A 22,461-nucleotide genomic window follows, 5' to 3' on the forward strand; every position below is an offset into this window, starting at 1 on the left:
GTAGCCATTGCTGCACGTTGCGTGAGCATTGTTAGCAGATTTTTCCCCCGGCGCCAGTTCCGGCTGGCCGGGCGCCATCACCGCAAGCCGTTTGCGATGGGTATAATGCGCGGCTTTCATCCAGCGCCGCCGGGCAAAAAGCCCACAGGCGACCCCCGTATTCACAAATGTCAGGTGGTTTACATGGACAGCATCAACAGCCGTATCGCCGAGGAACTGGGCGTACGCCCGCAGCAGGTCGAGGCGGCCGTGAGCCTGTTGGACGAAGGCTCGACCGTGCCCTTCATCGCACGCTACCGCAAGGAAGTGACCGGTAGCCTTGACGACACTCAGTTGCGCCACCTGGAAGAGCGCCTGCGCTACCTGCGCGAACTCGACGAGCGCCGCGCCAGCATCCTTTCCAGCATCGAGGAACAGGGCAAGCTGACCCCGGAACTGGCCCGCGAGATCAAGCTGGCCGACACCAAGACCCGCCTCGAAGACCTTTACCTGCCCTACAAGCAGAAACGCCGCACCAAGGGCCAGATCGCCCTGGAAGCCGGCCTCGGCGAACTGGCCGATGGCCTGTTCAACGACCCGACCCTGGCCCCGGAAAGCGAAGCCGCACGCTTCGTCAACGTCGAAAAGGGCGTGGCCGACGTCAAGGCCGCGCTGGAAGGCGCCAAATACATCCTGATGGAGCGCTTTGCCGAAGACGCCGCCCTGCTCGACAAGCTGCGCAGCTATCTCAAGCAGGAAGCCGTGCTCAGCGCCCGCGTCGTGGCTGGCAAGGAAGAGGAAGGCGCCAAGTTCCGCGACTACTTCGCTCATGACGAGCTGCTGCGTACTGCGCCATCGCACCGTGCCCTGGCGATCTTCCGCGGGCGCAACGAAGGCGTGTTGAGCGTCTCGCTGAAGGTCGGCGAAGAACTGCCCGGCACCCTGCACCCATGCGAACTGATGATCGGCAACCACGTCGGCATCGAAAACCGCAGCCGACCCGCCGACAAGTGGCTGGGAGAAGTGGTGCGCTGGACCTGGAAGGTCAAGCTGTACACCCACCTGGAGACCGACCTGTTCGGCGAGCTGCGTGACAATGCCGAAGGCGAGGCGATCAACGTGTTCGCCCACAACCTGCACGATCTGCTGCTGGCCGCCCCGGCCGGTCCGCGCGCCACCCTGGGCTTCGACCCAGGCCTGCGCACGGGCTGCAAGATCGCCGTGGTCGACGCAACCGGCAAACTGCTGGACCACACCACGGTCTACCCGCACGCGCCGAAGAACGACTGGGACCGCACCATTTCCATCATGGCCGCACTGTGCGCCAAACACTCGGTGGAGCTGATCGCCATCGGCAACGGTACCGCCAGCCGCGAAAGCGACAAGCTGGTGGCCGAGCTGGTCAAGAAATATCCAGCCCTGAAAATCACCAAGATCATGGTCTCCGAAGCCGGTGCTTCGGTGTACTCGGCATCGGAACTGGCCGCCCGCGAGTTCCCGGACCTGGACGTGTCGATCCGCGGCGCCGTGTCGATCGCCCGTCGCCTGCAGGATCCGCTGGCCGAACTGGTGAAGATCGATCCGAAATCCATCGGTGTCGGCCAGTACCAGCACGACGTGTCCCAGCTGAAACTGGCACGTGGCCTGGACGCGGTGGTCGAGGACTGTGTGAACGCCGTGGGCGTGGACGTGAACACCGCTTCGGTGGCGCTGCTGACGCGCATCTCCGGCCTCAATGCCACGCTGGCACAGAACATCGTCGCCCACCGCGATGCCAATGGTCCGTTTGCCACCCGTGCAGCGCTGAAAAAGGTTAGCCGCCTGGGTGAGAAAACCTTCGAGCAGGCCGCCGGCTTCCTGCGTGTGATGAACGGCGACAACCCGCTGGACGCCTCTGCGGTGCACCCTGAGGCTTACCCGCTGGTGCAGCGCATTGCTGCCGATACCGACCGCGACATCCGCTCGCTGATTGGTGACAGCAGCTTCCTCAAGCGCCTGGACCCGAAAAAGTTCACCGACGAAACCTTCGGCCTGCCAACTGTCACCGACATCCTGCAAGAGCTGGACAAGCCCGGCCGCGACCCGCGTCCGGAGTTCAAGACCGCCACCTTCCAGGACGGCGTCGAAGACCTCAAGGACCTGGAACCGGGCATGATCCTCGAAGGCGTGGTGACCAACGTTACCAACTTCGGTGCCTTCGTCGACATCGGCGTGCACCAGGATGGCCTGGTGCATATCTCGGCGCTGTCGGAGAAGTTCGTCAAAGACCCGCGTGAAGCGGTCAAGGCTGGCGATGTGGTCAAGGTCAAGGTCATGGAAGTGGACATCCCGCGCAAACGCGTCGGCCTGTCCATGCGCATGAGCGACACCCCGGGCGAGAAGGTCGAAGGCAACCGCGGTGGTAACCGCGGCAATGGTGGCAGCCGCCAGCAGCAGGCACCGCGCCAGCGTGAAACCGCCACGGCTGCGCCGGCCAACAATGCCATGGCCTCGCTGTTCGCCAACGCCAAGCAATTGAAGAAGAAGTAATGGACGTACCACGCGAATACGTCGAAAGCGCCTTCAGCCAACTGCTGGGCTGCCGCCTGCAACACCTGGAAACAGGTGTTGCCGAGGTAGCCCTGGCGCTGGAGCCCCAGTTGCGCAACCGTGGCCAGAAGCTGCACGGCGGGGCGATCTTCAGCCTGGTGGATATCGCCATGGGCCTGGCCTGCTCGGCCAGCCATGGCTTTGACCAGCAAAGCGTCACCATCGAGTGCAAGATCAACTACATGCGTGCCGTCAGCGACGGCGAAGTGCTGTGCACCGCCCGCGTGCTGCACGCCGGGCGGCGCACCCTGGTGGTCGACGCCGACGTAGTTCAGGGCGACAAGCTGGTGGCCAAAGCGCAAGGAACCTTCGCGGTTCTCTAGCTCACCAAGCAGTATCTGCGGTATTTTCAGCAGTGCGCTGGCACTGCTGGAACCGCGTAAACCAGGCGACAACGCCAGTTCCTTTCTTCCTACCCTTGTAGACCGTTATCTCTACCCCCATATTGGGGCGACTGACGCGTGAAGGAATACATCTTGAGCGAACTCCTCAACCGCCGCCTGAGCCTGCTCGGCGCCAATCTCCCCCTGCTCAAGCAGTGCCTGCACGGTATTGAGCGCGAATGCCTGCGCGTGACCGATGAAGGTCGCCTGGCCCAGACCCCGCATCCGGAAGCACTGGGATCGGCGCTGACCAACGAGCAGATCACCACCGATTATTCCGAGTCGCTGCTGGAGTTCATCACCCCGGCCCTGGCCGATCCGGCCAAGGTGCTCGAAAGCCTCGAAGAGACCCACCGTTTCGTCTACAGCAAGCTGGGCGACGAATACCTGTGGAGCCCGTCGATGCCGTGCACGCTGCCGGCCGAGGAGGATATCCCGATCGCCGAGTACGGCAGCTCGAACATCGGCAAGCTCAAACACGTCTACCGCAAGGGCCTGGCCCTGCGTTACGGCCGCACCATGCAGTGCATCGCCGGTATTCATTACAACTTCTCGCTGCCCGAAGCGCTTTGGCCACTGCTGCGCGAAGCCGAAGGCAGTACGGAAAATGACCGCGACTACCAGTCGTCGGCCTACATCGCGCTGATTCGTAACTTCCGCCGCTACAGCTGGCTGCTGATGTACCTGTTCGGCGCCTCGCCGGCCCTGGACAAAGGCTTCCTGCGTGGCCGCCCGCACCAGCTCGAAGAGCTGGATGCCGAAACCCTGTTCCTGCCTTATGCCACCAGCCTGCGCATGAGCGACCTGGGTTACCAGAGCAACGCCCAGGCCGGCCTGACGCCCTGCTACAACAACCTGGCCAGCTACACCGACAGCCTGCGCAAGGCCGTTGGCACGCCCTACCCGCCTTACGTTGAAATCGGCACGCATGTGGATGGCGAGTGGGTTCAGCTGAACACCAACATTCTGCAGATCGAAAACGAGTACTACTCGAACATCCGCCCCAAGCGCGTCACCTACACCGGCGAGCGGCCGATCCAGGCCCTGACCTCGCGGGGCGTGCAGTATGTGGAAGTGCGTTGCCTGGACATCAACCCGTTCCTGCCGGTCGGTATCGACCTGACCGAGGCGCGCTTCCTCGACGCATTCCTGCTGTTCTGCGCCTTGGAAGACAGCCCGCAACTGGACAACGGTGAGTGCGGCCAGTGCACCAGCAACTTCCTGACCGTGGTCAAGGAAGGTCGTCGTCCGGGCCTGGAGTTGCACCGCAATGGCCAGCCGATCAGCCTGAAAGACTGGGCCAGCGAGCTGATCGAGCGTATCCGCCAATTGGCCAATCTGCTCGACCAGGCGCAAGGTTCTGATGAGCACGCCAAGGCCCTGGATGCGCAGCAGGCCAAGGTCGACGACACCTCGCTGACCCCGTCGGCCCAGGTGCTGGCACGCATGACCGAGCATGACGAGAGTTTCGTCCAGTTCTCGCTGCGCCAGAGCCGTGTGCACGCCGAGACTTTCCGCGAGCAACCGCTGAGCAACGAAAAGCAGCAAGCATTCGAGACGCTGGCCCGCGAGTCGCTCACCAGGCAGTCCGAGCTGGAGCGAGACGAAGTCGGTGATTTCGACCTGTTCGTCGGCGCCTACCAGGCCAGCATCCTGGCAATCAGCAGCTGATGAACCGCACCCCCCCCCCGCGCAAACCGCGCGCCAGCAGCCAGGCCAGGATCGAGGCGATCCTGGCGGCTGCGCGTGAGCTGTTGGCCGAGCAAGGGGTGGCAGCACTGTCTATCTACAGCGTGGCCGAGCGGGCGCAGATTCCGCCTTCGTCGGTGTATCACTTTTTCGCCAGCGTGCCGGCCTTGCTGGAGGCACTTACTGCAGATGTGCACCGGGCGTTTCGCGAAGCCCTGAGCGCACCGATCGACAGCAGCGCGCTCAGCACCTGGCACGAACTGTCACGGCTGATCGAACAACGCATGCTTGATATCTATAACGAGGATGCAGCAGCGCGGCAGTTGATCCTGGCGCAGCATGGCCTGAGCGAGGTGGTGCAGGCCGACCGGCAGCACGACATGGAACTGGGCGACTTGATGCACACGTTGTTCGACCAGCATTTTCACCTGCCGGTGATGCCACTGGATGTGGACGTGTTTGCCTTGGCCATGGAATTGAGCGACCGGGTGTATGCGCGGTCGGTGCAGTTGCACGAGGCGATCACCCCGCGCATGGCCGAGGAAGGCAAGCGTGTATTCGAGGCGTATCTAGGGTTGTACCTGCCGCCGTTTCTGGCCAAGCGTTCCCGCTGAATCATGGGGCCGCGTTGCGCGCCCTTCGCGGGTGAACCCGCTCCTACACTCCCCGCGTTAACCCTTAGGTTTGCTGGTGCGCGGTCGACGTAGGAGCGGGTTCACCCGCGAAGGGCTGCAAAGCAGCCCCAATATCGACCCGCCGCATCACAGCTTGGCGATAGACACTTCAGTCGACTTCACAAAGGCAATCACTTCACTGCCCACCTGCAACTCCAGCTCACGCACGGAACGGGTGGTAATCACCGAAGTGACGATACCCGAAGCCGTCTGCACGTCGATTTCCGACAGTACCGGACCTTCGAGGATTTCTTTCACAGTACCTTTGAACTGGTTGCGAACATTGATGGCTTTGATAGTCATGGTTTGCTTCCTTTTGGCTTTTGAGATTCAGTGCGCCCAGCGCAGTTGCGTGGGCAGAGGGGCTACAAGATCCGGCTCGGGCGCAGTGCCCGGGGTGGACAGAACACGGTTGAGCACTTCGCTTTCCAGCGCGGCCAGACGGTGCGAACCACGCGCCCGGGGCCGTGCCAGGTCAACAGTGAGGTCGAGCCCGACCTCGCCGTCCTCAATCAGGATCACCCGGTCAGCCACGGCAACCGCCTCGCTGACGTCGTGAGTGACCAGCAGCACAGTGAAGCCGTGCTGACGCCACAGGCGTTCGATCAGTTGCTGCATCTCGATGCGGGTCAATGCATCCAGCGCCCCCAGTGGCTCGTCCAGCAGCAGCAGGCGGGGCTGGTGAATCAAGGCTCGGGCCAAAGCCACGCGCTGCTTCTGGCCTCCCGAGAGCGCTGCCGGCCATTCGTTGGCGCGGTCGGCCAGGCCAACCGCATCCAAGGCCTCCAGCGCACGCTGTCGCCAGTCACCAGACAGCCCAAGGCCAACGTTGTCGATCACCTTCTTCCACGGCAGCAGCCGCGCGTCCTGGAACATCAGGCGGGTTTCTTCACGGGCCTCTTCCAGCGGCGCGGCACCAGCCAGTAGTTGCCCGGCGGTGGGCTGGTCCAGCCCGGCCAGCAGCCGCAGCAAAGTGCTCTTGCCGCAGCCGCTGCGGCCGACAATGGCCACGAACTGGCCGGCCGGAATGTGCAGGTCGATACCCTTCAGAACTTCGCGTTGACCAAAAGTCTTGCGCAGGCCCTTGGAGGCCAGCGGGGTGCCACGCAGCAGGCGTGGTGGCTGTTCCTTGAGCACGGTCATGCGCCCTCCTTCCTGGCAACTTGATAGGCCGGGTGCCAGCGCAACCACACGCGCTCCAGGCCCCGGGCCGCAAGGTCGGCAAGCTTGCCGAGTACGGCATACAGGACGATGGCCAGCACTACCACGTCGGTTTGAAGAAATTCGCGAGCATTCATTGCCAGGTAACCGATGCCAGCGTTGGCCGAAATGGTTTCGGCAACAATCAGCGTCAGCCACATGAAGCCCAAGGCGAAACGCACGCCCACCAGGATCGAAGGCAGCGCCCCCGGCAGGATCACCTGGCGGAACAGGCCGAAGCCGGACAAGCCGTAACTGCGCGCCATTTCCACCAACGCTGGGTCAACGTTGCGAATGCCGTGGTAGGTGTTCAGGTAGATCGGGAACAACGTGCCCAGCGCGACCAGAAAGATCTTTGCCGACTCGTCGATACCGAACCACAGAATCACCAGCGGTATGAGCGCAAGGTGCGGCACGTTGCGGATCATCTGTACCGAGCTGTCGAGCAGGCGTTCACCCCAATTCGACAAGCCGGTGATGAAGCCCAGTACCAGGCCGATGCTGCCGCCGATGACAAAGCCCAGGCCTGCACGCCAGCCGCTGATGGCCAGGTGGGTCCAGATTTCGCCGCTGCGCACCAGCTCGACACCCGCGCTTACCACTGCGCTAGGTGCCGGCAGGATACGCGTCGACAGCCAGCCAGCGCTGACCGCCAGTTGCCATATGGCCAACAGCAGCACTGGCAGCGCCCACGGCGCCAGGCGCTGGGTCAGGTTGGAAGAAGTTGCACGACTCATGGCCAGGCCCTCAGCTCTGCGATACAGATTTGGGCAGGATGTCGTTGGCCACCATTTCGCCGAACGGGCTTACATAACCACCGGTTTTCGGCTGCTCTGGGCGCTGCACATCAAGGTGCGGGAACAGCAGCTCCGCCACGCGGTAAGACTCTTCCAGGTGTGGATAACCCGAGAAGATGAAGGTATCGATACCCAAGTCAGCATATTCCTTAACCCGTGCTGCCACGGTGGGGCCATCGCCCACCAGTGCGGTGCCCGCCCCGCCACGTACCAGGCCAACACCTGCCCACAGGTTGGGGCTGACCTCCAGGTTGTCGCGGTTGCCGCCGTGCAGGGCAGCCATGCGTTGCTGGCCCACCGAATCGAAACGCGCCAGCGAGGCCTGGGCGCGGGAGATGGTGTCATCGTCCAGGTGCGAGATCAGGCGCTCGGCAGCGGCCCAAGCCTCTTCGTTGGTTTCCCGCACGATCACGTGCAGGCGGATACCGAAGCGTACTTCGCGCCCTTGAGCAGCCGCTTTTTCGCGCACCTGTGCGATCTTCTCGGCAACGGCTGCCGGTGGCTCGCCCCAGGTCAGGTACAGCTCGACCTGTTCGGCCGCCAGGTCCTGAGCGGCCTCGGAGGAGCCGCCGAAATACAGCGGTGGGCGTGGTTGCTGAATCGGCGGGTAGAGCAGCTTGGCGCCCTTTACCTGGATGTGCTTACCGTCGTAATCGACGTTTTCGCCTTCCAGCACCTTGCGCCAGATACGGGTGAACTCGACCGAAGCTTCGTAGCGCTCCTGGTGGTTCAGGTGCAGGCCATCACCCGCCAGCTCGTCCGGATCACCACCGGTCACCAGGTTGAATAGCGCACGGCCATTGGACAAGCGATCGAGGGTGGCCGCCTGGCGTGCTGCCACGGTCGGTGAAATGATGCCCGGACGCAGGGCTACAAGGAACTTCAGGCGCTGGGTCACGGGGATCAGCGACGCGGCCACCAGCCAGGAGTCCTCGCAGGAACGCCCGGTCGGGATCAGCACCCCACCAAAACCAAGGCGGTCGGCGGCCTGCGCGATCTGCTGCAGGTAACCGTGATCGACCGCACGTGCGCCTTCGGAAGTGCCCAGGTACTTGCCGTCACCGTGGGTTGGGAGGAACCAGAAAATGTTAAGGCTCATTGGAGTCGTCTCCTCAAGGGTGGCTCTAGCCGGAGCGGCGCCCCGGCACTGGCAGTCAATCAAGGCGCGCTAGCGACTTTGGCAGGGGGTGTCCAGATCACGTCCTTGATGCTCAGCGGCTTGGGAATAAGCTTCAGCGCCTGGAACGTGTCGGCGATCTTCTGCTGCGCGGCCACCACGTCCGGGGTCAGCGGCGCAGCGCCGTAGCCTTGGCGTTTGACAGAGGTCAGGGTGATGCCGGCAGGCAGGCCGAGCAGCGGGGCAACCTGGTCGGTCACCTCTTGCGGGTTGGCCTGGGACCATTCACCCACGGCGCGCACTTCCTCGATCACGGTGTTGATCACCGCTGGGTGCTGTGTCGCATAGTTGCGGGTGGCGAGGTAGAACTGGTGGTTGTCGACCAGGCCCTTGCCGTCACGCAGGGTGCGCGCTTGCAGCTGCTGCTCGGCGGCGGCCTGGTAAGGGTCCCAGATCACCCAGGCATCCACGCTGCCGCGCTCGAAGGCGGCGCGGGCGTCGGCTGGCGGCAGGTAGACAGGCTGGATGTCGCTGTACTTGAGGCCGGCGTCTTCCAGGGCGCGGACCAGCAGGTAGTGCACGTTGGAGCCTTTGTTGAGGACGACCTTTTTACCCTTGAGGTCCTTCACCGACTGGATCGGCGAGCCCTTGGGCACCAGGATCGCTTCGCTGTGCGGCGCTGGCGGCTCGTAGGCCACGTAGAGCAGGTCGGCGCCAGCGGCCTGAGCGAACACAGGAGGCGTCTCGCCGGTTACGCCGAAATCGATGGAGCCGACGTTCAGCCCTTCAAGCAGCTGCGGGCCGCCGGGGAATTCGGTCCATTGCACCTGTACTCCCTGCTCGGCCAGGCGCTTCTCCAGCGTGCCCTTGGCCTTGAGCAGCACCAAGGTGCCGTATTTCTGGTAACCGATACGCAGGCTCTCGGCCTGGGCTTGGGTAATGGCGCCGAAGGACACAGCCGCCGCAAACAGGGCGACCAGACCACGACGCAAGAAGACTGTGCGCATGGCGCTCTCCTGTGCGAATGGGGTTCGGGTTGCACCTGCTTGCCTCGTTGACGGGCGAGTAAGGTGGTGAAGCGGGTAATGCCGTTCAGATGCTCCAGCGAGCGCTGATCAGACGTTCGTTCAGTACGCCAGGGGCCACGGGGCGCGGCCGACGGGCCAGGGCGACGTGGAAGGTTTCCAGCGAGTCGTGCAGGCGTTCTTCCAGCGCCTGTACCAACTGCGCGGGCTTTGTACCTTCTGCGTAAGCCACCTGGCTGTCGTCGGCAAAGATCCCTTGCAGGGTCTCTTGTGCCTTGAGTGCCGACAGCACCGGCTTCAATGCGTAATCCACCGCCAGCATGTGGGCGATGCTGCCGCCAGTGGCGATGGGCAACACGATCTTGTGGGCCAGGGCGCGCTCGGGCAGCAGGTCAAGCAAGGTTTTCAGGGCACCGGAAAACGAAGCCTTGTACACCGGGGTGGAGACGATCAGGCCATCGGCCTGGGCCACCAGCTGCTGAAAGTGTTGCACATGCGGGCTGTCGAAACGGGCATGCAGCAGGTCTTCGGCGGGAAAGTCACGCACTTGGAATGTCACCACTTCAACGCCGCGATCCTGCAGCCACTGGCGCGAACGCTCGAGCAGCACGCCGGAGCGTGAACGGAGACTTGGGCTACCACCGATTGAGACGACCAGCATTGCTGCGCTTCCTTGTGTTCTGTTGGAGGAGACATTAACAGCTGCTACATATATCTAGAAATCATATTTTTTCATTTGTTTATTCCATTATTGTCTTTACCCATAAAGCCCTCCTCGCGGGCGCGCCCGCTCCCACAGTTTTTTACAGGCATAAAAAAGGGCCGTCGAAACGGCCCGAAAATCCCTGCTTGGCTAAGAGCAATACAACGAGGAATCCATTAACGATTGGGTTGAGGGGTCAGGCGCAGATAGGGTTTGACCGCCCGGTAACCTTTGGGGAAGCGCTGCTTGATCTCCTCCTCGTCTTTGAGCGAAGGCACGATCACCACTTCGTCGCCGTCCTGCCAGTTACCCGGTGTGGCAACCTTGTGGTTGTCGGTCAGCTGCAGCGAGTCGATCACCCGCAGAATTTCGTTGAAGTTGCGCCCGGTACTGGCCGGGTAGGTAATGGTCAGGCGCACCTTTTTATTCGGGTCGATGATGAACAGCGAGCGCACGGTCAGGGTGTCGCTGGCGTTCGGGTGGATCAGGTCATAAAGGTCGGACACCTTGCGGTCAGCGTCAGCAATGATCGGGAAGTTGACCACGGTATTCTGTGTTTCGTTGATGTCATCGATCCACTTGTGATGCGAGTCGACCGGGTCCACCGACAGGGCGATGGCCTTGACCCCGCGCTTGGCAAATTCGTCCTTCAGCTTGGCGGTCAGGCCCAACTCGGTGGTGCACACCGGGGTGAAGTCGGCCGGGTGGGAGAACAACACCCCCCAGCTGTTGCCCAGCCACTCGTGGAAGCGGATCTTGCCTTCGCTGGAATCCTGTTCGAAATCGGGGGCGATATCGCCGAGTTTGAGGCTCATGGGCTGCGGCTCCTGGGCTGGGTTCTGTACCGTATGGGCTCAATGTGCCTGCATTCAGTTAAAAATAAAAAGAATAAATAACGATTTATTTATAACCATAACGCATACTAATTAGCAGGCACAAAAAAGCCTCGCACTAGGCGAGGCTTTCTTTGTGGCTACGACTTACAGGAAGCTGTAAGTGTAGTTCACGATGAAGCGAGCCTGATCCTGGTCGGCACTGCTCTCGCCGGCACCACGGTACACGCCTTGGCGCAGGCTGAAGCCCAAGCCTTTGAGGGCACCTTCCTGGAGGGTGTAGTCGATGCGCGCATCGCGTTCCCATTCATTGTAGGTACCGCTGCCCGACTTGTTGCGGATATCGTCACCACGCAGGTAAGCAACCGATGCCTTCAGGCCTGGCACACCCAGCGCCGCGAAGTCATAGGAGTACTGACCGAAGGTGGTGTTTTCACCAGCACGGGCAAACTGGTTGATCATGCTGTCGGTGAACAGGTAGAAGCTGGAGCCGCCAGCACCTTCCGAGGTGCCGCTGTCGTTGCTCAGGCTGCCCTGGTTCAACCATACGAAGCCACCGTCGTCACCCACTTGCTGGTGACCGAGCATCAGCGCGTGGCCACCCAAGGTATAGGTGAACATGGCGGACCAGGTCTTGTTGTCGATCTCGCCGGTGTTTTTGGCGTAGCCACCGTTGTTGTTGAAGTTGTAAGCGCTGTCGTTGCCATTCTTGCCGTCGCTGCTGCTGTCGAAGTAGCGCAGGTCGGTCTTGAACGACTGGTCGTCAGCGATCTTGAACACGTGGGTCGCGCCCAGGAAGTGCTGCTTGTAGAAGTCTTCCAGGTTCGAGTAGTAGTACTGCAGGGTCAGGTCTGGAGTGAGCTTGTAGTCCAGGCCACCGTAGCGGAACTTGTTGCTCTCGGCATTGGAACCGGCGACAGACAGACCGGTACGGTTGCTCGAAGCACGGCCCATGGCGTGGGTCAGCTGACCCGCGTTGATGGTCAGGTTGTCGATTTCCTTCGACTGGATGGTGCCACCCTCGAAGGTTTGTGGCAGCAGACGACCATCGTTGGAAACCAGGATCGGCAGGTTCGGTGCGAGCGCGCTACCGAAATGCGCTTCGGTCTTGGAGAAGCGCGCCTTGGCATTGGCACCGAAACGAGCCCACTGGGCTGCAGAACCTTTGCCGTCATCCGGGAAGAAGCCGGACTTGTGGTAACCCTCGCCACCATCCAGGTGAATACCCCACAGCGCTTGGGCATCAACACCAAAGCCTACAGTGCCTTGGGTAAAGCCCGAGATGTAGTCGAGCTTGAAGCCCTGGCCCGACTCACGCTGATCCGGGCGCTCCGCACCCGGTTTTGCGTGATCTTCACGGTTGTCGTTGTTGAAGTACATGGTGCGCGAGCTGAGCGACAGTTTGCTGTCCTCAACGAAACCGGCAGCGCCTGCTTGTTGGGCGAGAACCCCCAGTGCCACGGCCAGAGCCAGGCTGGACTTGTACATGTTTTGCTCCTCTACGTTCTAATTTTTGTGTATCTCTGGCGGAGGGGTCTGATGCCCCGCTCACCGGGATGGGCGATTTAGTCCCAAAGCGTGACTGTTAAGTCAATCGTTTCTAAACGTTTCGCGACTTTGGTCTAAGACGCCACCTGCGCTACAGGATAATGACAATCCTATAAATCCAAAATGACTGTTTTATGAATTTGTAAGACTTTTAAGGAATATATTAGGAACCTTTACTGCCATTCGTTGTAGCTGCGACCCATTTAATAACTTTTGGTTATTTGCAAACGTTTGCTCATAACCTAATGCCAAATCGTTCTATCGGGGCTAAACGCCTCGTACGCCTCTCTGATTTCGCCACGGGTCATGGCGCACTCACCCCTTGTGCGCCTTCGAAACGCCTGGCTTTAAAGCGTTTGGCTCCTAAGCTAATGCAAAAAAGTTATTTATTTTAATTTTCTTAGATCATTTAGCCTTCTCGTCATCCAACCCGACTTGCCTGACGAGAGGTTCAACCATGATCCCGCACGCTCCGCTGCGCCTGTTCGCCGCCCTGACCCTCGCCAGCACCAGCTGGTTGGCCCAGGCAGCCGACCTGACAGTGGCCTACCAGACCACTGTCGACCCGGCCAAAGTGGCACAGGTCGATGGCGACTACGAAAAAGCCAGCAAGGCCAGCATCGACTGGCGCAAATTTGATAACGGCGCAGACGTGATCACTGCCGTGGCCAGCGGCGACGTGCAGATCGGCTACCTGGGCTCCAGCCCGCTGGCCGCTGCCGCCACCCGCAAGCTGCCGGTTGAAACCTTCCTCATCGCCACCCAGATTGGCGCGGGTGAAGCGTTGGTGGCCCGTGACAGCATCAAGTCGCCGCAAGACCTGATCGGCAAGAAGGTCGCCGTCCCGTTCGTGTCCACCGGGCATTACAGCCTGCTTGCCGCACTGAAAAGCTGGAATATCGACCCTTCCAAGGTACAGATTCTCAACCTGGCGCCGCCGGCCATCATTGCCGCCTGGAAGCGCGGCGACATCGATGCGACCTACGTGTGGGACCCGGCCCTGGGCGTGGCCAAGGAAAACGGCAAGGTCCTGATCACCTCCGGTGAGCTGGCACAGAAAGGCGCGCCTACCTTCGATGCCTGGATCGTGCGCAAGGACTTCGCCGAGAAACACCCTGATGTGGTCAAGGCCTTTGCCAAAGTCACCCTCGATGCCTACGCCGACTACCGCAAGGACCCGAAAGCCTGGCTGGCCGACAAGGGCAACGTAGACAAGCTGGTGAAGCTGTCCGGTGCCAAGGCCAGCGACATCCCGGTGCTGCTGGAGGGCAACGTCTACCCGCTGGCCGCTGACCAGGCCAACGCCCTGGGCGCGCCGACCACCCAAGCGCTGACGGACACCGCCAACTTCCTCAAGCAGCAAGGCAAAGTCGAAGCAGTGCTGCCGGACTACTCGCCGTACGTCAGCGCCAAGTTCCTTCCAAACTGATCCGGAGCCCGTCATGGCCTTGCTCGAGCTGGAGCGCATCAGCGCACAGTACCCAGGCGCCAGCACCCCGGTGCTGGCCGACATCAACCTGAGCCTGGGACCACGCCAACTGCTGGTGGCCCTGGGGCCTTCCGGCAGCGGCAAGACCTCACTGCTCAACCTGATCGCCGGCTTCGTCGCCCCCAGTGGCGGTCACATCACCCTCGATGGTGTGCCGGTGCAGGGCCCCGGTGCAGAACGCGGCGTGGTGTTCCAGGACGATGCCCTGCTGCCATGGCAGAACGTGCTGGGCAACGTCGCCTTCGGCCTCGAACTGGCCGGCGTACCCCGCGCCCAGCGTGAGGCCAAGGCCCGCGAAATGCTCACCCTGGTCGACCTCGATGGCTTCGGCGAACGGCGTATCTGGCAATTGTCCGGTGGCCAGAAGCAGCGCGTGGGCCTTGCCCGGGCGCTGGCGGCTGACCCTCGGGTACTGCTGATGGATGAACCGTTCGGTGCCCTCGATGCCTTCACCCGTGAGCAGATGCAAGAGCTGCTATTGCAAGTTTGGCAACGCACCGCCAAGCCGGTGTTCCTGATTACCCACGACATCGAAGAAGCGGTGTTCCTCGCCAGCGAACTGGTACTGCTGGCGCCCAACCCGGGACGCGTAGTGGAACGCCTGCAGCTGAACTTCGGCCAGCGCTATGCCGCTGGTGAATCGGCCCGGGCCATCAAGTCCGATCCAGCCTTCATCGAAACCCGCGAGCATGTGCTGGCGCGGGTGTTTTCCCAACGCCAAAGCCTGCAGGAGCGCGCATGAGCAGCCTGGACCTGCCGGTCGCCGGCAAACACAACACCCAAACCCGGCCAGCCGCCACGCTACGCCGCCCACTGTCCACCCGCTGGATCAGCACCCTGACCCTGGCCAGCCTGCTACTGGTCTGGTGGCTGGTGACGGCTGCCGGTTGGGTAGAGCCCCTGTTCCTGCCCTCGCCCGGTGACATCCTGGCCAAGGCATGGGCCTTGCTGACCCAAGGCTACATGGATGCCAGCCTGTGGCAGCACCTGGGCGCAAGCCTGGGCCGCATCGGCCTGGCGCTGGTGGCTGCGACCCTGACCGCAATACCAGTCGGCATCGCTATCGGCTACAACCGCGTAGCCCGCGGCATTCTCGACCCGCTGATCGAGTTCTACCGGCCCATCCCGCCGCTGGCCTACCTGCCGCTGATCGTCATCTGGTGCGGTATCGGCGAGTTGTCGAAAGTGCTGCTGATCTACCTGGCAATCTTCGCCCCCATCGCCATTGCCACTGCCACCGGTGTGCGCACGGTAGATCCGGCCAAGCTGCGCGCGGCGCAGTCGCTGGGCGCAACCAAGGCCCAACTGATCCGCCACGTCATTTTGCCCAGTGCATTGCCTGACATCCTTACCGGCATCCGCATTGGCCTGGGGGTCGGCTGGTCGACCCTGGTGGCCGCTGAACTGATTGCCGCCACCAGCGGCCTGGGCTTCATGGTGCAATCGGCGGCGCAGTTTCTGGTCACCGACGTGGTGGTGCTGGGCATCCTGCTGATCGCCCTGATCGCCTTCGCTCTGGAAATGAGCCTGCGTGCCCTGCAACGCAAGCTGGTGCCCTGGCATGGGCAGATTCACTGAATTCCATTGTCCACGCCAGCACACTGGCGCCCGATTGAAGAGACCGACATGAGCCTGACCATCACTCCCCTAAGCCCAGCACTCGGTGCCCAGATCAGCGGCGTGGACATCAGCCGCGATATCAGCGCAGAAGAGCGCGATGCCATCGAACAGGCACTGCTCCAGCACCAGGTGCTGTTCCTCCGTGACCAGCCGATCAACCCAGAACAGCAGGCGCGCTTTGCCGCACGCTTCGGCGACCTGCACATCCACCCGATTTACCCCAACGTGCCGGACACCCCGCAGGTGCTGGTGCTCGACACGGCGGTTACCGATGTGCGCGACAACGCCGTGTGGCACACCGACGTGACCTTTTTGCCGACCCCGGCACTGGGCGCGGTACTCAGCGCCAAGCAATTGCCTGCTTACGGTGGCGATACCCTTTGGGCCAGCGGCATTGCGGCCTTCGAGGCTTTGTCGGCGCCGCTGCGTGAAATGCTGGACGGGCTGACCGCTACCCACGACTTCACCAAGTCGTTCCCGCTGGAGCGCTTTGGCACCACACCGGAAGACCTGACGCGCTGGGAGGCCACCCGGCGCAACAACCCACCGCTGTCGCACCCGGTGGTGCGCACGCATCCGGTGAGCGGGCGCAAGGCGTTGTTCGTCAATGAAGGGTTCACTACACGCATCAATGAACTGAGCGAACTGGAAAGCGATGCGCTGCTGAGGCTGCTGTTCGCCCATGCGACGCGACCGGAGTTCAGCATTCGCTGGCGTTGGCAGGAGCATGACGTGGCGTTCTGGGACAACCGCGTGACCCAGCATTTTGCGGTGGATGATTACCGGCCGAACCGGCGGGTGATGCACCGGGCGACCATCCTTGGGGATGCACCTTTCTAGCGGTTGCCTGTCTGGCCTCTTCGCGGGCTTGCCCGCTCCCACAGGTACACACAGGTTTCGAAACCGGTGCCGTGCCTGTGGGAGCGGGCAAGCCCGCGAAGAGGCCAGGACAGGAGAGCTTGGTCAGCGCACCAGGTGCAGGTACTGCATGTGCCGCTCGTACTGGTCGAGGATGTCGTTGATGATCTGCTCCTTGCTGTAGCCCACCAGGTCATAGTTCTGGCTGCCTTCGCTCAGGTGCACCTCCGCCCGGTAATAGCGGCGGTTCTTCAACTCCTGCGTACCCAGCCCCCCCAAGGCGAACGATGGTGTGAAATAGCCACGCATCTGCACTTGGTAAATGAACGGCTGTTCCTCGCCATGGCCAATCTTCAGGCTGACGTTGTCATGGCTAGGGTCGTCCTGGGTAATCAGGACCAGGCCTTTCTGCTCGAACACTTCACGCACATCGGCAATCGCCGGGCGCACCACATCATCCATGAAACGGTACACCTCATCACGTGACGGGAAGTGCACCGCCTGGCTCAGGCGCTGGCGCCAGCCGCCACGGCCGCGACGCGACTGGGCGAACGGGGCCAGCGAGTGCATCTGCGCGATCTGCCGCTGCGACTCCAGGTAGAACGCCTTGTGCAGCCCCCACATCATGCACAGCAGAATGAGCGAGAACGGCAGCGACGTCAGCACCACTGCCGACTTCAGCGAATCGATGCTGCCAGCGAACAACAGCGCACTGGTGATCAGTGCAGTCATCGCCCCCCAAAAGATACGCAGCCAGTTCGGCCCATCTTCATCAGCGTCCCCGCCCTTGGCCGACAAGGTCGACAGCACCACGGTGCCCGAGTCGGCCGAGGTGACGAAGAACACGAAGCTGATGAACACCGTGGTGGCGATGACTGCCTTGCTCCAGGGGTAGGTTTCCAGCAGCAGGTACAGGCTCATCGATGGGTTGTCCAGCGCCGACTGGCCCAGTGCGGTCATGCCGTGGTTGATCACCTGGTCCAGGGCGCTGTTGCCGAAGATCGACATCCACGCCAGGGTGAAGCCCAGCGGAATCAGCAGCACGCCAAAGACGAACTCGCGGATGGTACGGCCACGGGAGATGCGGGCGATGAACAGGCCCACGAACGGCGCCCAGGCAATCCACCAGGCCCAGTAGAACACGGTCCAGCCGCCCAGCCAGCCGCGGTTTTCACCATAGGCATACACGTCGAAGCTCTTGCGCGGCAACGCACCCAGGTAGTCGCCCAGGTTCTGGATCAGCGTGTTGAACAGGTGCTGGGTAGGCCCGGCGAACAGCACGAACAGCAGCAGCGCACAGGCCAGGAACAGGTTGATGTCGCTCATCACCCGCACCCCCTTCTCCACCCCGGCCACGGCTACGGCCACAGCCGCGCCCATCATCAGGGTGATGAGGATCACCTGCACCCACTGGCTGTGGCTGATGCCGAACAGGTAGTCCAGACCGGCGTTCAGATGCAGCACCCCAAAGCCCATGTCGGCGCCCAGGCCGAACACCGTGGCGATGATGCCGAAGCCATCCACCGCATAACCGATCGGGCCGTTGATGCGCTTGCCAATCAGCGGGTACAGCGCCGAACGCAGGGCCAGCGGCAGGTTATGCCGGTAGGCGAAATAGGCCAATGCCATGCCGACGAAGGCGAACACCCCCCAGCCATGCAGGCCCCAGTGCAGGAACAGGATCTGCATCGCCTGGCGCCCGGCCTCGACCGTGCCGGCTTCGCCTTGGGGCGGTTGCAGCATGTGGGTCAGCGGTTCGGAGACACAGAAGAAGAACAGCGTGATGCTGATGCCGGCGGCGAACAGCATGCCGGCCCACGACAGGTAGCTGAACTCGGGTTCGTCGTGGTCGGCACCGAGTTTGATCTTGCCGTAGCCAGACAAGGCGGTGACCACCACGAAGACCAGGTACAGCGTCATCGCCAGCATGTAGTACCAGCCGACCGTGTTGGCCGCCCAGTTCTGCGCCGCCAGCAACCAGTCACCTGCGGCTTGCGGATTGGAGATGACTACCAGGCCAAAGATGAGGATGAAACTCGCCGCAAAGTAGAACACCGGGGGGTTCATGCGGATTTTGCCGTTGGCAGCGGAAGGGTTCGGTGCACTCATAGGGCGTGCACCTCGTCGAATGACGTGAGGTTCGGAATGAACGGGTTCAGCAAAGGAATCCTCCTGTTGAACACCGGCAGCGGACCAGCGTTTTTCATTGAACAAGTGTTCAAGTTAAACATGGATCGGATTTCAATGCGAATTGGGGCGCCGATTGGTGTCGTCCTGTTCCGGCCTCTTGCGGGTAAACCCGCACCTACATCTGGTACGTCCGTCGTAGGCGCGGGCTTGCCCGCGAAGAGGCCAGCAAGGCAATCGCAATGCGGGATCAGTTCTTGTCCTGGCAATCCAGCTGCAGGTTGGCCTGAGTAATGTTGCTTTCAGCCGGCACACTGCGCGTCAGCCACACATTACCGCCAATGGTCGAACCCTTACCGATGGTAATACGCCCCAGCACCGTGGCCCCGGCATAGATCACCACATCGTCTTCGACGATCGGGTGGCGTGGCAGGCCTTTATGCAGCGTACCCGACTCATCGCTGGGGAAACGCTTGGCGCCCAGGGTCACCGCCTGGTAGATGCGCACGCGCTCGCCGATGATCGCGGTTTCACCAATGACCACACCCGTACCATGATCGATGAAGAAGCTCGGGCCGATCTGCGCCCCCGGGTGAATGTCGATACCGGTAGCCGAATGCGCCAGCTCCGAACTGATCCGCGCCAGCAGCGGCAGCCCAGCCTTGTACAGGTGGTGTGCCAGCCGGTGATGGATGATCGCCAGGATGCCCGGGTAGCACAGCAGCACTTCATCGACGCTGCGCGCTGCCGGGTCGCCGTGGTAGGCGGCCAGCACATCGGTGTCGAGCAGAACGCGCAGTTCCGGTAGCGCAGCTGCAAAGCCCTGGATCAGGCTCAGCGCACGGGCGTCGACGCCCGCCAGCTCAGCCTTGCTTTGCCGTGCCGCGTAGCGAAGTTCAAGACGAGCCTGGGCCAGCAAGGCGGTCAGCGCGGCATCCAGGGTATGGCCGACGTAGAAGTCTTCACTTTCTTCGCGCAGGTCGACTGGCCCCAGGCGCATGGGGAACAGCGCCCCGCAAAGTTGCTCCAGAATCTGTCGCATCGCTTCACGCGACGGCAGCTCGCGCCCGCCCTGCTCGCCAATACTGCGGCCATTACGGGTGCGCCATTGCTCACGGGCCCCGCGCAGGCCAGTGACAATGCTCTGCAACTGCCAATGCGCGGATGAAGGTTGTTCGCTCACGGTGTTCTCCTGCCGTATAGGCCATCTGATTTTGTTGCCAGGCCCGCGAAAAGGCCGAACCTGCCTGCTGCAATCCACTTTACGGCAAATCTGAGGCTTGGAAAAAACAACGCTTTATTCCATCCTGCACTAAGTCAGGCATAAGCCGCGATGACGGAGTGGGTATCGTCGCCTACCCTCAAAGCAGCCAGCACCTGGCGCAAATCAAAAAAGGAATATTAAAGTTATTTTTTAGTATTTCCCGGCCTAATCAGCCAACCCTATAGTCGCCACCTCACTACCTAGACAACAAGCGCGGGGCTCTGACATGTCGAAATTCGCCAAACCGCTACTCAACGCCAGCCTGGCCCTCCTGCTGGGTGCCGGCCTGCTCAGCCAGGCTTTCGCCGGCGAGCAATTGAAGACCATCCAGGAAAAAGGCGTCATCAACGTCGGCCTCGAGGGCACCTACCCGCCATTCAGCTTCCAGGACGAAAACGGCAAACTGACCGGCTTCGAAGTGGAGCTGTCTGAGCTGCTGGCCAAGGAGCTGGGGGTCAAGGCCAAGATCCAGCCGACCAAGTGGGACGGCATCCTCGCCGCGCTGGAATCCAAACGCCTGGATGTAGTGGTCAATCAGGTGACCATTTCCGAAGAGCGCAAGAAAAAGTACGACTTCTCCGAGCCCTACACTGTCTCCGGCATCCAGGCACTAATCCTGAAGAAGAAAGCCGAGCAGCTGAACATCAAGGGCGCACAGGACCTGGCCGGCAAAAAGGTCGGCGTAGGCCTTGGCACCAACTACGAACAGTGGGTGAAAAAGGACGTGCCGCAAGCCGATGTGCGCACCTATGAAGACGACCCAAGCAAGTTCGCTGACCTGCGCAACGGCCGTATCGACGCCATCCTGATCGACCGCCTGGCGGCGCTGGAATACGCGCAAAAAGCCAAGGACACCCAACTTGCTGGCGATGCCTTCTCGCGCCTGGAAAGCGGCGTGGCCCTGCGCAAAGGTGAGCCGGAACTGTTGGCAGCCATCAACAAGGCCATCGACAAGCTAAAAGCTGACGGCACGCTGGCCAAGCTGTCTGAGAAGTACTTCGGTGCCGATGTCACCAAATGATCGCTGAAAGCCTGCAACTCGTTGTCGACTCCGCGCCCTTCCTGCTGAAGGGCGCGGGTTATACGGTGCTGCTCAGTGTCGGCGGCATGTTCTTCGGTCTGGTGCTGGGCTTTGCCCTGGCGCTTATGCGGCTGTCGAAGATTCTGCCGCTGAACTGGCTGGCGCGGGTCTACGTGTCGTTCTTCCGCGGCACGCCGCTGCTGGTGCAGCTGTTCGTGATCTATTTCGGCATGCCGCAAATCGGCATCGAGCTCGACCCAATCCCCGCTTCGCTGATCGGCCTGTCGCTGAACATGGCGGCCTACATCTGCGAGATCCTGCGCGCAGCCATTTCCTCGATCGACCGGGGCCAGTGGGAAGCAGCCGCCAGCATCGGCATGACCCGCGTGCAAGCCATGCGCCGGGCGATTCTGCCACAGGCCTTGCGCACCGCGCTGCCACCGCTGGGCAACAGCTTCATCTCGCTGGTAAAGGACACTGCCCTGGCGGCAACCATCCAGGTGCCCGAGCTGTTCCGCCAAGCCCAGCTGATTACTGCGCGCACGTTCGAAGTGTTCACCATGTACGTGGCGGTCGCGGTCATCTACTGGGTGCTGTGCAGCATCCTTGCGCACTTCCAGAACCGCATGGAAGCGCGGGTCAACCAGCATGACCAGGAGCATTGAGCATGATTGAAGTCAAAGGCCTGACCAAGCGGTTCAAGGGCCAGACCGTGCTCAACGGTATCGACCTGACCGTGCAGCCCGGTGAAGTGGTGGCCATCATCGGCCCCAGTGGCTCGGGCAAAACCACCTTCTTGCGCTGCCTTAACCTGCTGGAAACCCCCGATGCCGGGCAGATCCAGATCGGCGCCATCAGCATCGATGCCAACCGCCCTTTGGGCGGGCAGCAGGGTGCGATTCGCCGTTTGCGCCAGCAAGCCGGGTTCGTGTTCCAGAACTTCAACCTGTTCCCCCATCGCACTGCCCTGGAGAACGTGATCGAGGGGCCGGTGATCGTCAAGAAGACGCCTCGCGAACAGGCCATCGAGCTTGGCCGGCGCCTGCTGGCCAAAGTCGGCCTGGCGGGCAAGGAAGACGCCTACCCACGGCGCCTGTCCGGCGGCCAGCAGCAACGCGTGGCCATCGCCCGCGCCCTGGCCATGGAACCAGAGGTAATCCTGTTCGACGAACCGACCTCGGCGCTGGACCCGGAGCTGGTCGGTGAAGTATTGGCGACCATCCGCGGCCTGGCCGAGGAAAAGCGCACCATGATCATCGTCACCCACGAGATGAGCTTTGCCCGGGACGTGGCGAACCGGGTGATCTTCTTCGACAAGGGCGTGATCGTGGAGCAGGGCGAAGCCAAGGCGCTGTTCGCGGCGCCGAAGGAAGAACGTACCCGGCAGTTCTTGCGCAAGTTCCTCGGGACTGCGGCCTCCGAGTAAACCTGTTCCGGCCCTTTCGCGGGTAAACCCGCTCCTACAGTGAATGCACAGATCTTGAGGCATGTGTAGGAGCGGGTTTACCCGCGAAGACGCCTGCACGCCCTTAACAAATCCCCCCC

21 protein-coding genes are annotated in these 22,461 nt (G+C 61.9%); 11 read left to right on the forward strand and 10 right to left on the reverse strand.

The genetic code is table 11. The features are described from left to right. Positions 1–183: 183 nt before the first annotated feature. The 4 genes from ACK59Z_RS22430 (at position 184) to ACK59Z_RS22445 (ending at position 5,254) form a co-directional block, all read left to right on the forward strand. On the forward strand, positions 184–2,508 hold the full coding sequence (locus tag ACK59Z_RS22430; protein WP_004576371.1) for a Tex family protein: 2,325 nt from the start codon (positions 184–186) through the stop codon (positions 2,506–2,508). Then, positions 2,508–2,891, forward strand: a complete 384-nt coding sequence (locus tag ACK59Z_RS22435; RefSeq protein ID WP_108191878.1) for a PaaI family thioesterase — start codon at positions 2,508–2,510, stop codon at positions 2,889–2,891. The genes ACK59Z_RS22430 and ACK59Z_RS22435 overlap by 1 nt, the downstream gene beginning before the upstream one ends. Positions 2,892–3,044: 153 nt before the next feature. Continuing rightward, on the forward strand, positions 3,045–4,622 hold the full coding sequence (gene gshA, locus ACK59Z_RS22440; RefSeq protein ID WP_029380490.1) for a glutamate--cysteine ligase: 1,578 nt from the start codon (positions 3,045–3,047) through the stop codon (positions 4,620–4,622). Beyond that, a complete protein-coding gene (locus ACK59Z_RS22445) occupies positions 4,622–5,254 on the forward strand; it encodes a TetR/AcrR family transcriptional regulator (protein ID WP_108191879.1) in 633 nt (210 codons plus the stop codon). The genes gshA and ACK59Z_RS22445 overlap by 1 nt, the downstream gene beginning before the upstream one ends. Before the next feature lie 147 nt (positions 5,255–5,401). Here the strand turns inward: ACK59Z_RS22445 and ACK59Z_RS22450 are convergent, their stop codons facing one another. The 8 genes from ACK59Z_RS22450 to ACK59Z_RS22485 form a co-directional block, all read right to left on the reverse strand. After that, complete coding sequence (locus ACK59Z_RS22450) at positions 5,402–5,617, reverse strand: molybdopterin-binding protein (RefSeq protein WP_003255829.1); 216 nt, start codon at positions 5,615–5,617, stop codon at positions 5,402–5,404. A 27-nt stretch (positions 5,618–5,644) separates the two neighbouring features. Continuing rightward, positions 5,645–6,457 (reverse strand): aliphatic sulfonates ABC transporter ATP-binding protein, encoded by an 813-nt coding sequence (ssuB, locus tag ACK59Z_RS22455; protein ID WP_108191880.1) that lies wholly within the window; start codon positions 6,455–6,457, stop codon positions 5,645–5,647. Then, a complete protein-coding gene (ssuC, locus tag ACK59Z_RS22460) occupies positions 6,454–7,251 on the reverse strand; it encodes an aliphatic sulfonate ABC transporter permease SsuC (RefSeq protein WP_003255831.1) in 798 nt (265 codons plus the stop codon). Before ssuC ends, ssuB begins: the two co-directional genes overlap by 4 nt. Positions 7,252–7,261: 10 nt before the next feature. Continuing rightward, the gene (gene ssuD / locus ACK59Z_RS22465; RefSeq protein ID WP_004576374.1) at positions 7,262–8,410 is read right to left on the reverse strand and encodes an FMNH2-dependent alkanesulfonate monooxygenase; all 1,149 of its coding nucleotides are present in this window, start codon (positions 8,408–8,410) and stop codon (positions 7,262–7,264) included. A gap of 59 nt (positions 8,411–8,469) precedes the next feature. After that, the gene (locus tag ACK59Z_RS22470; RefSeq protein WP_004576375.1) at positions 8,470–9,435 is read right to left on the reverse strand and encodes a sulfonate ABC transporter substrate-binding protein; all 966 of its coding nucleotides are present in this window, start codon (positions 9,433–9,435) and stop codon (positions 8,470–8,472) included. An 85-nt stretch (positions 9,436–9,520) separates the two neighbouring features. Continuing rightward, positions 9,521–10,114, reverse strand: coding sequence for an NADPH-dependent FMN reductase (ssuE, locus tag ACK59Z_RS22475; RefSeq protein WP_003255835.1), 594 nt, complete (start codon positions 10,112–10,114; stop codon positions 9,521–9,523). 218 nt (positions 10,115–10,332) lie between these two features. After that, positions 10,333–10,971 (reverse strand): peroxiredoxin, encoded by a 639-nt coding sequence (locus ACK59Z_RS22480; protein WP_003255836.1) that lies wholly within the window; start codon positions 10,969–10,971, stop codon positions 10,333–10,335. Between the two features lie 165 nt (positions 10,972–11,136). Continuing rightward, complete coding sequence (locus ACK59Z_RS22485) at positions 11,137–12,477, reverse strand: OprD family porin (RefSeq protein ID WP_108191881.1); 1,341 nt, start codon at positions 12,475–12,477, stop codon at positions 11,137–11,139. Between the two features lie 517 nt (positions 12,478–12,994). Here ACK59Z_RS22485 and tauA point away from each other — a divergent pair. Genes tauA through tauD form a run of 4 tightly spaced genes read left to right on the forward strand, consistent with a single transcriptional unit; the run spans position 12,995 to position 16,486 of the window. Next, the gene (gene tauA / locus ACK59Z_RS22490) at positions 12,995–13,966 is read left to right on the forward strand and encodes a taurine ABC transporter substrate-binding protein (protein WP_003255840.1); all 972 of its coding nucleotides are present in this window, start codon (positions 12,995–12,997) and stop codon (positions 13,964–13,966) included. Between the two features lie 13 nt (positions 13,967–13,979). Next, positions 13,980–14,768: a taurine ABC transporter ATP-binding subunit gene (gene tauB, locus ACK59Z_RS22495; RefSeq protein WP_010951613.1), complete on the forward strand. Its 789-nt coding sequence runs from the start codon at positions 13,980–13,982 to the stop codon at positions 14,766–14,768. Beyond that, entirely contained in the window at positions 14,765–15,604 is an 840-nt protein-coding gene (gene tauC, locus ACK59Z_RS22500) for a taurine ABC transporter permease TauC (RefSeq protein WP_019750186.1), read from the forward strand. The genes tauB and tauC overlap by 4 nt, the downstream gene beginning before the upstream one ends. Before the next feature lie 48 nt (positions 15,605–15,652). Beyond that, a complete protein-coding gene (gene tauD / locus ACK59Z_RS22505) occupies positions 15,653–16,486 on the forward strand; it encodes a taurine dioxygenase (protein WP_108191882.1) in 834 nt (277 codons plus the stop codon). A 123-nt stretch (positions 16,487–16,609) separates the two neighbouring features. Here the strand turns inward: tauD and betT are convergent, their stop codons facing one another. Together betT and epsC are read right to left on the reverse strand one after the other, a co-directional pair. Next, positions 16,610–18,613, reverse strand: a complete 2,004-nt coding sequence (betT, locus tag ACK59Z_RS22510; RefSeq protein WP_003255844.1) for a choline transporter BetT — start codon at positions 18,611–18,613, stop codon at positions 16,610–16,612. A gap of 268 nt (positions 18,614–18,881) precedes the next feature. Next, complete coding sequence (gene epsC / locus ACK59Z_RS22515) at positions 18,882–19,814, reverse strand: serine O-acetyltransferase EpsC (protein WP_003255846.1); 933 nt, start codon at positions 19,812–19,814, stop codon at positions 18,882–18,884. Positions 19,815–20,121: 307 nt separating this feature from the next. Between epsC and tcyJ the strand changes: the two genes are divergently transcribed. From tcyJ to tcyN, 3 genes are read left to right on the forward strand one after another with little or no spacing between them, the layout of a single operon-like run. Beyond that, positions 20,122–20,916, forward strand: a complete 795-nt coding sequence (gene tcyJ / locus ACK59Z_RS22520) for a cystine ABC transporter substrate-binding protein (RefSeq protein WP_003255847.1) — start codon at positions 20,122–20,124, stop codon at positions 20,914–20,916. Then, positions 20,913–21,581, forward strand: coding sequence for a cystine ABC transporter permease (tcyL, locus tag ACK59Z_RS22525; protein WP_003255849.1), 669 nt, complete (start codon positions 20,913–20,915; stop codon positions 21,579–21,581). Before tcyJ ends, tcyL begins: the two co-directional genes overlap by 4 nt. A 2-nt stretch (positions 21,582–21,583) precedes the next feature. Further along, on the forward strand, positions 21,584–22,342 hold the full coding sequence (tcyN, locus tag ACK59Z_RS22530) for an L-cystine ABC transporter ATP-binding protein TcyN (RefSeq protein WP_003255850.1): 759 nt from the start codon (positions 21,584–21,586) through the stop codon (positions 22,340–22,342). The last annotated feature ends 119 nt before the right edge of the window (positions 22,343–22,461 follow it).

This window comes from Pseudomonas sp. KCJK9058 (assembly GCF_046230975.1).
Lineage (GTDB): Bacteria > Pseudomonadota > Gammaproteobacteria > Pseudomonadales > Pseudomonadaceae > Aquipseudomonas > Aquipseudomonas alloputida.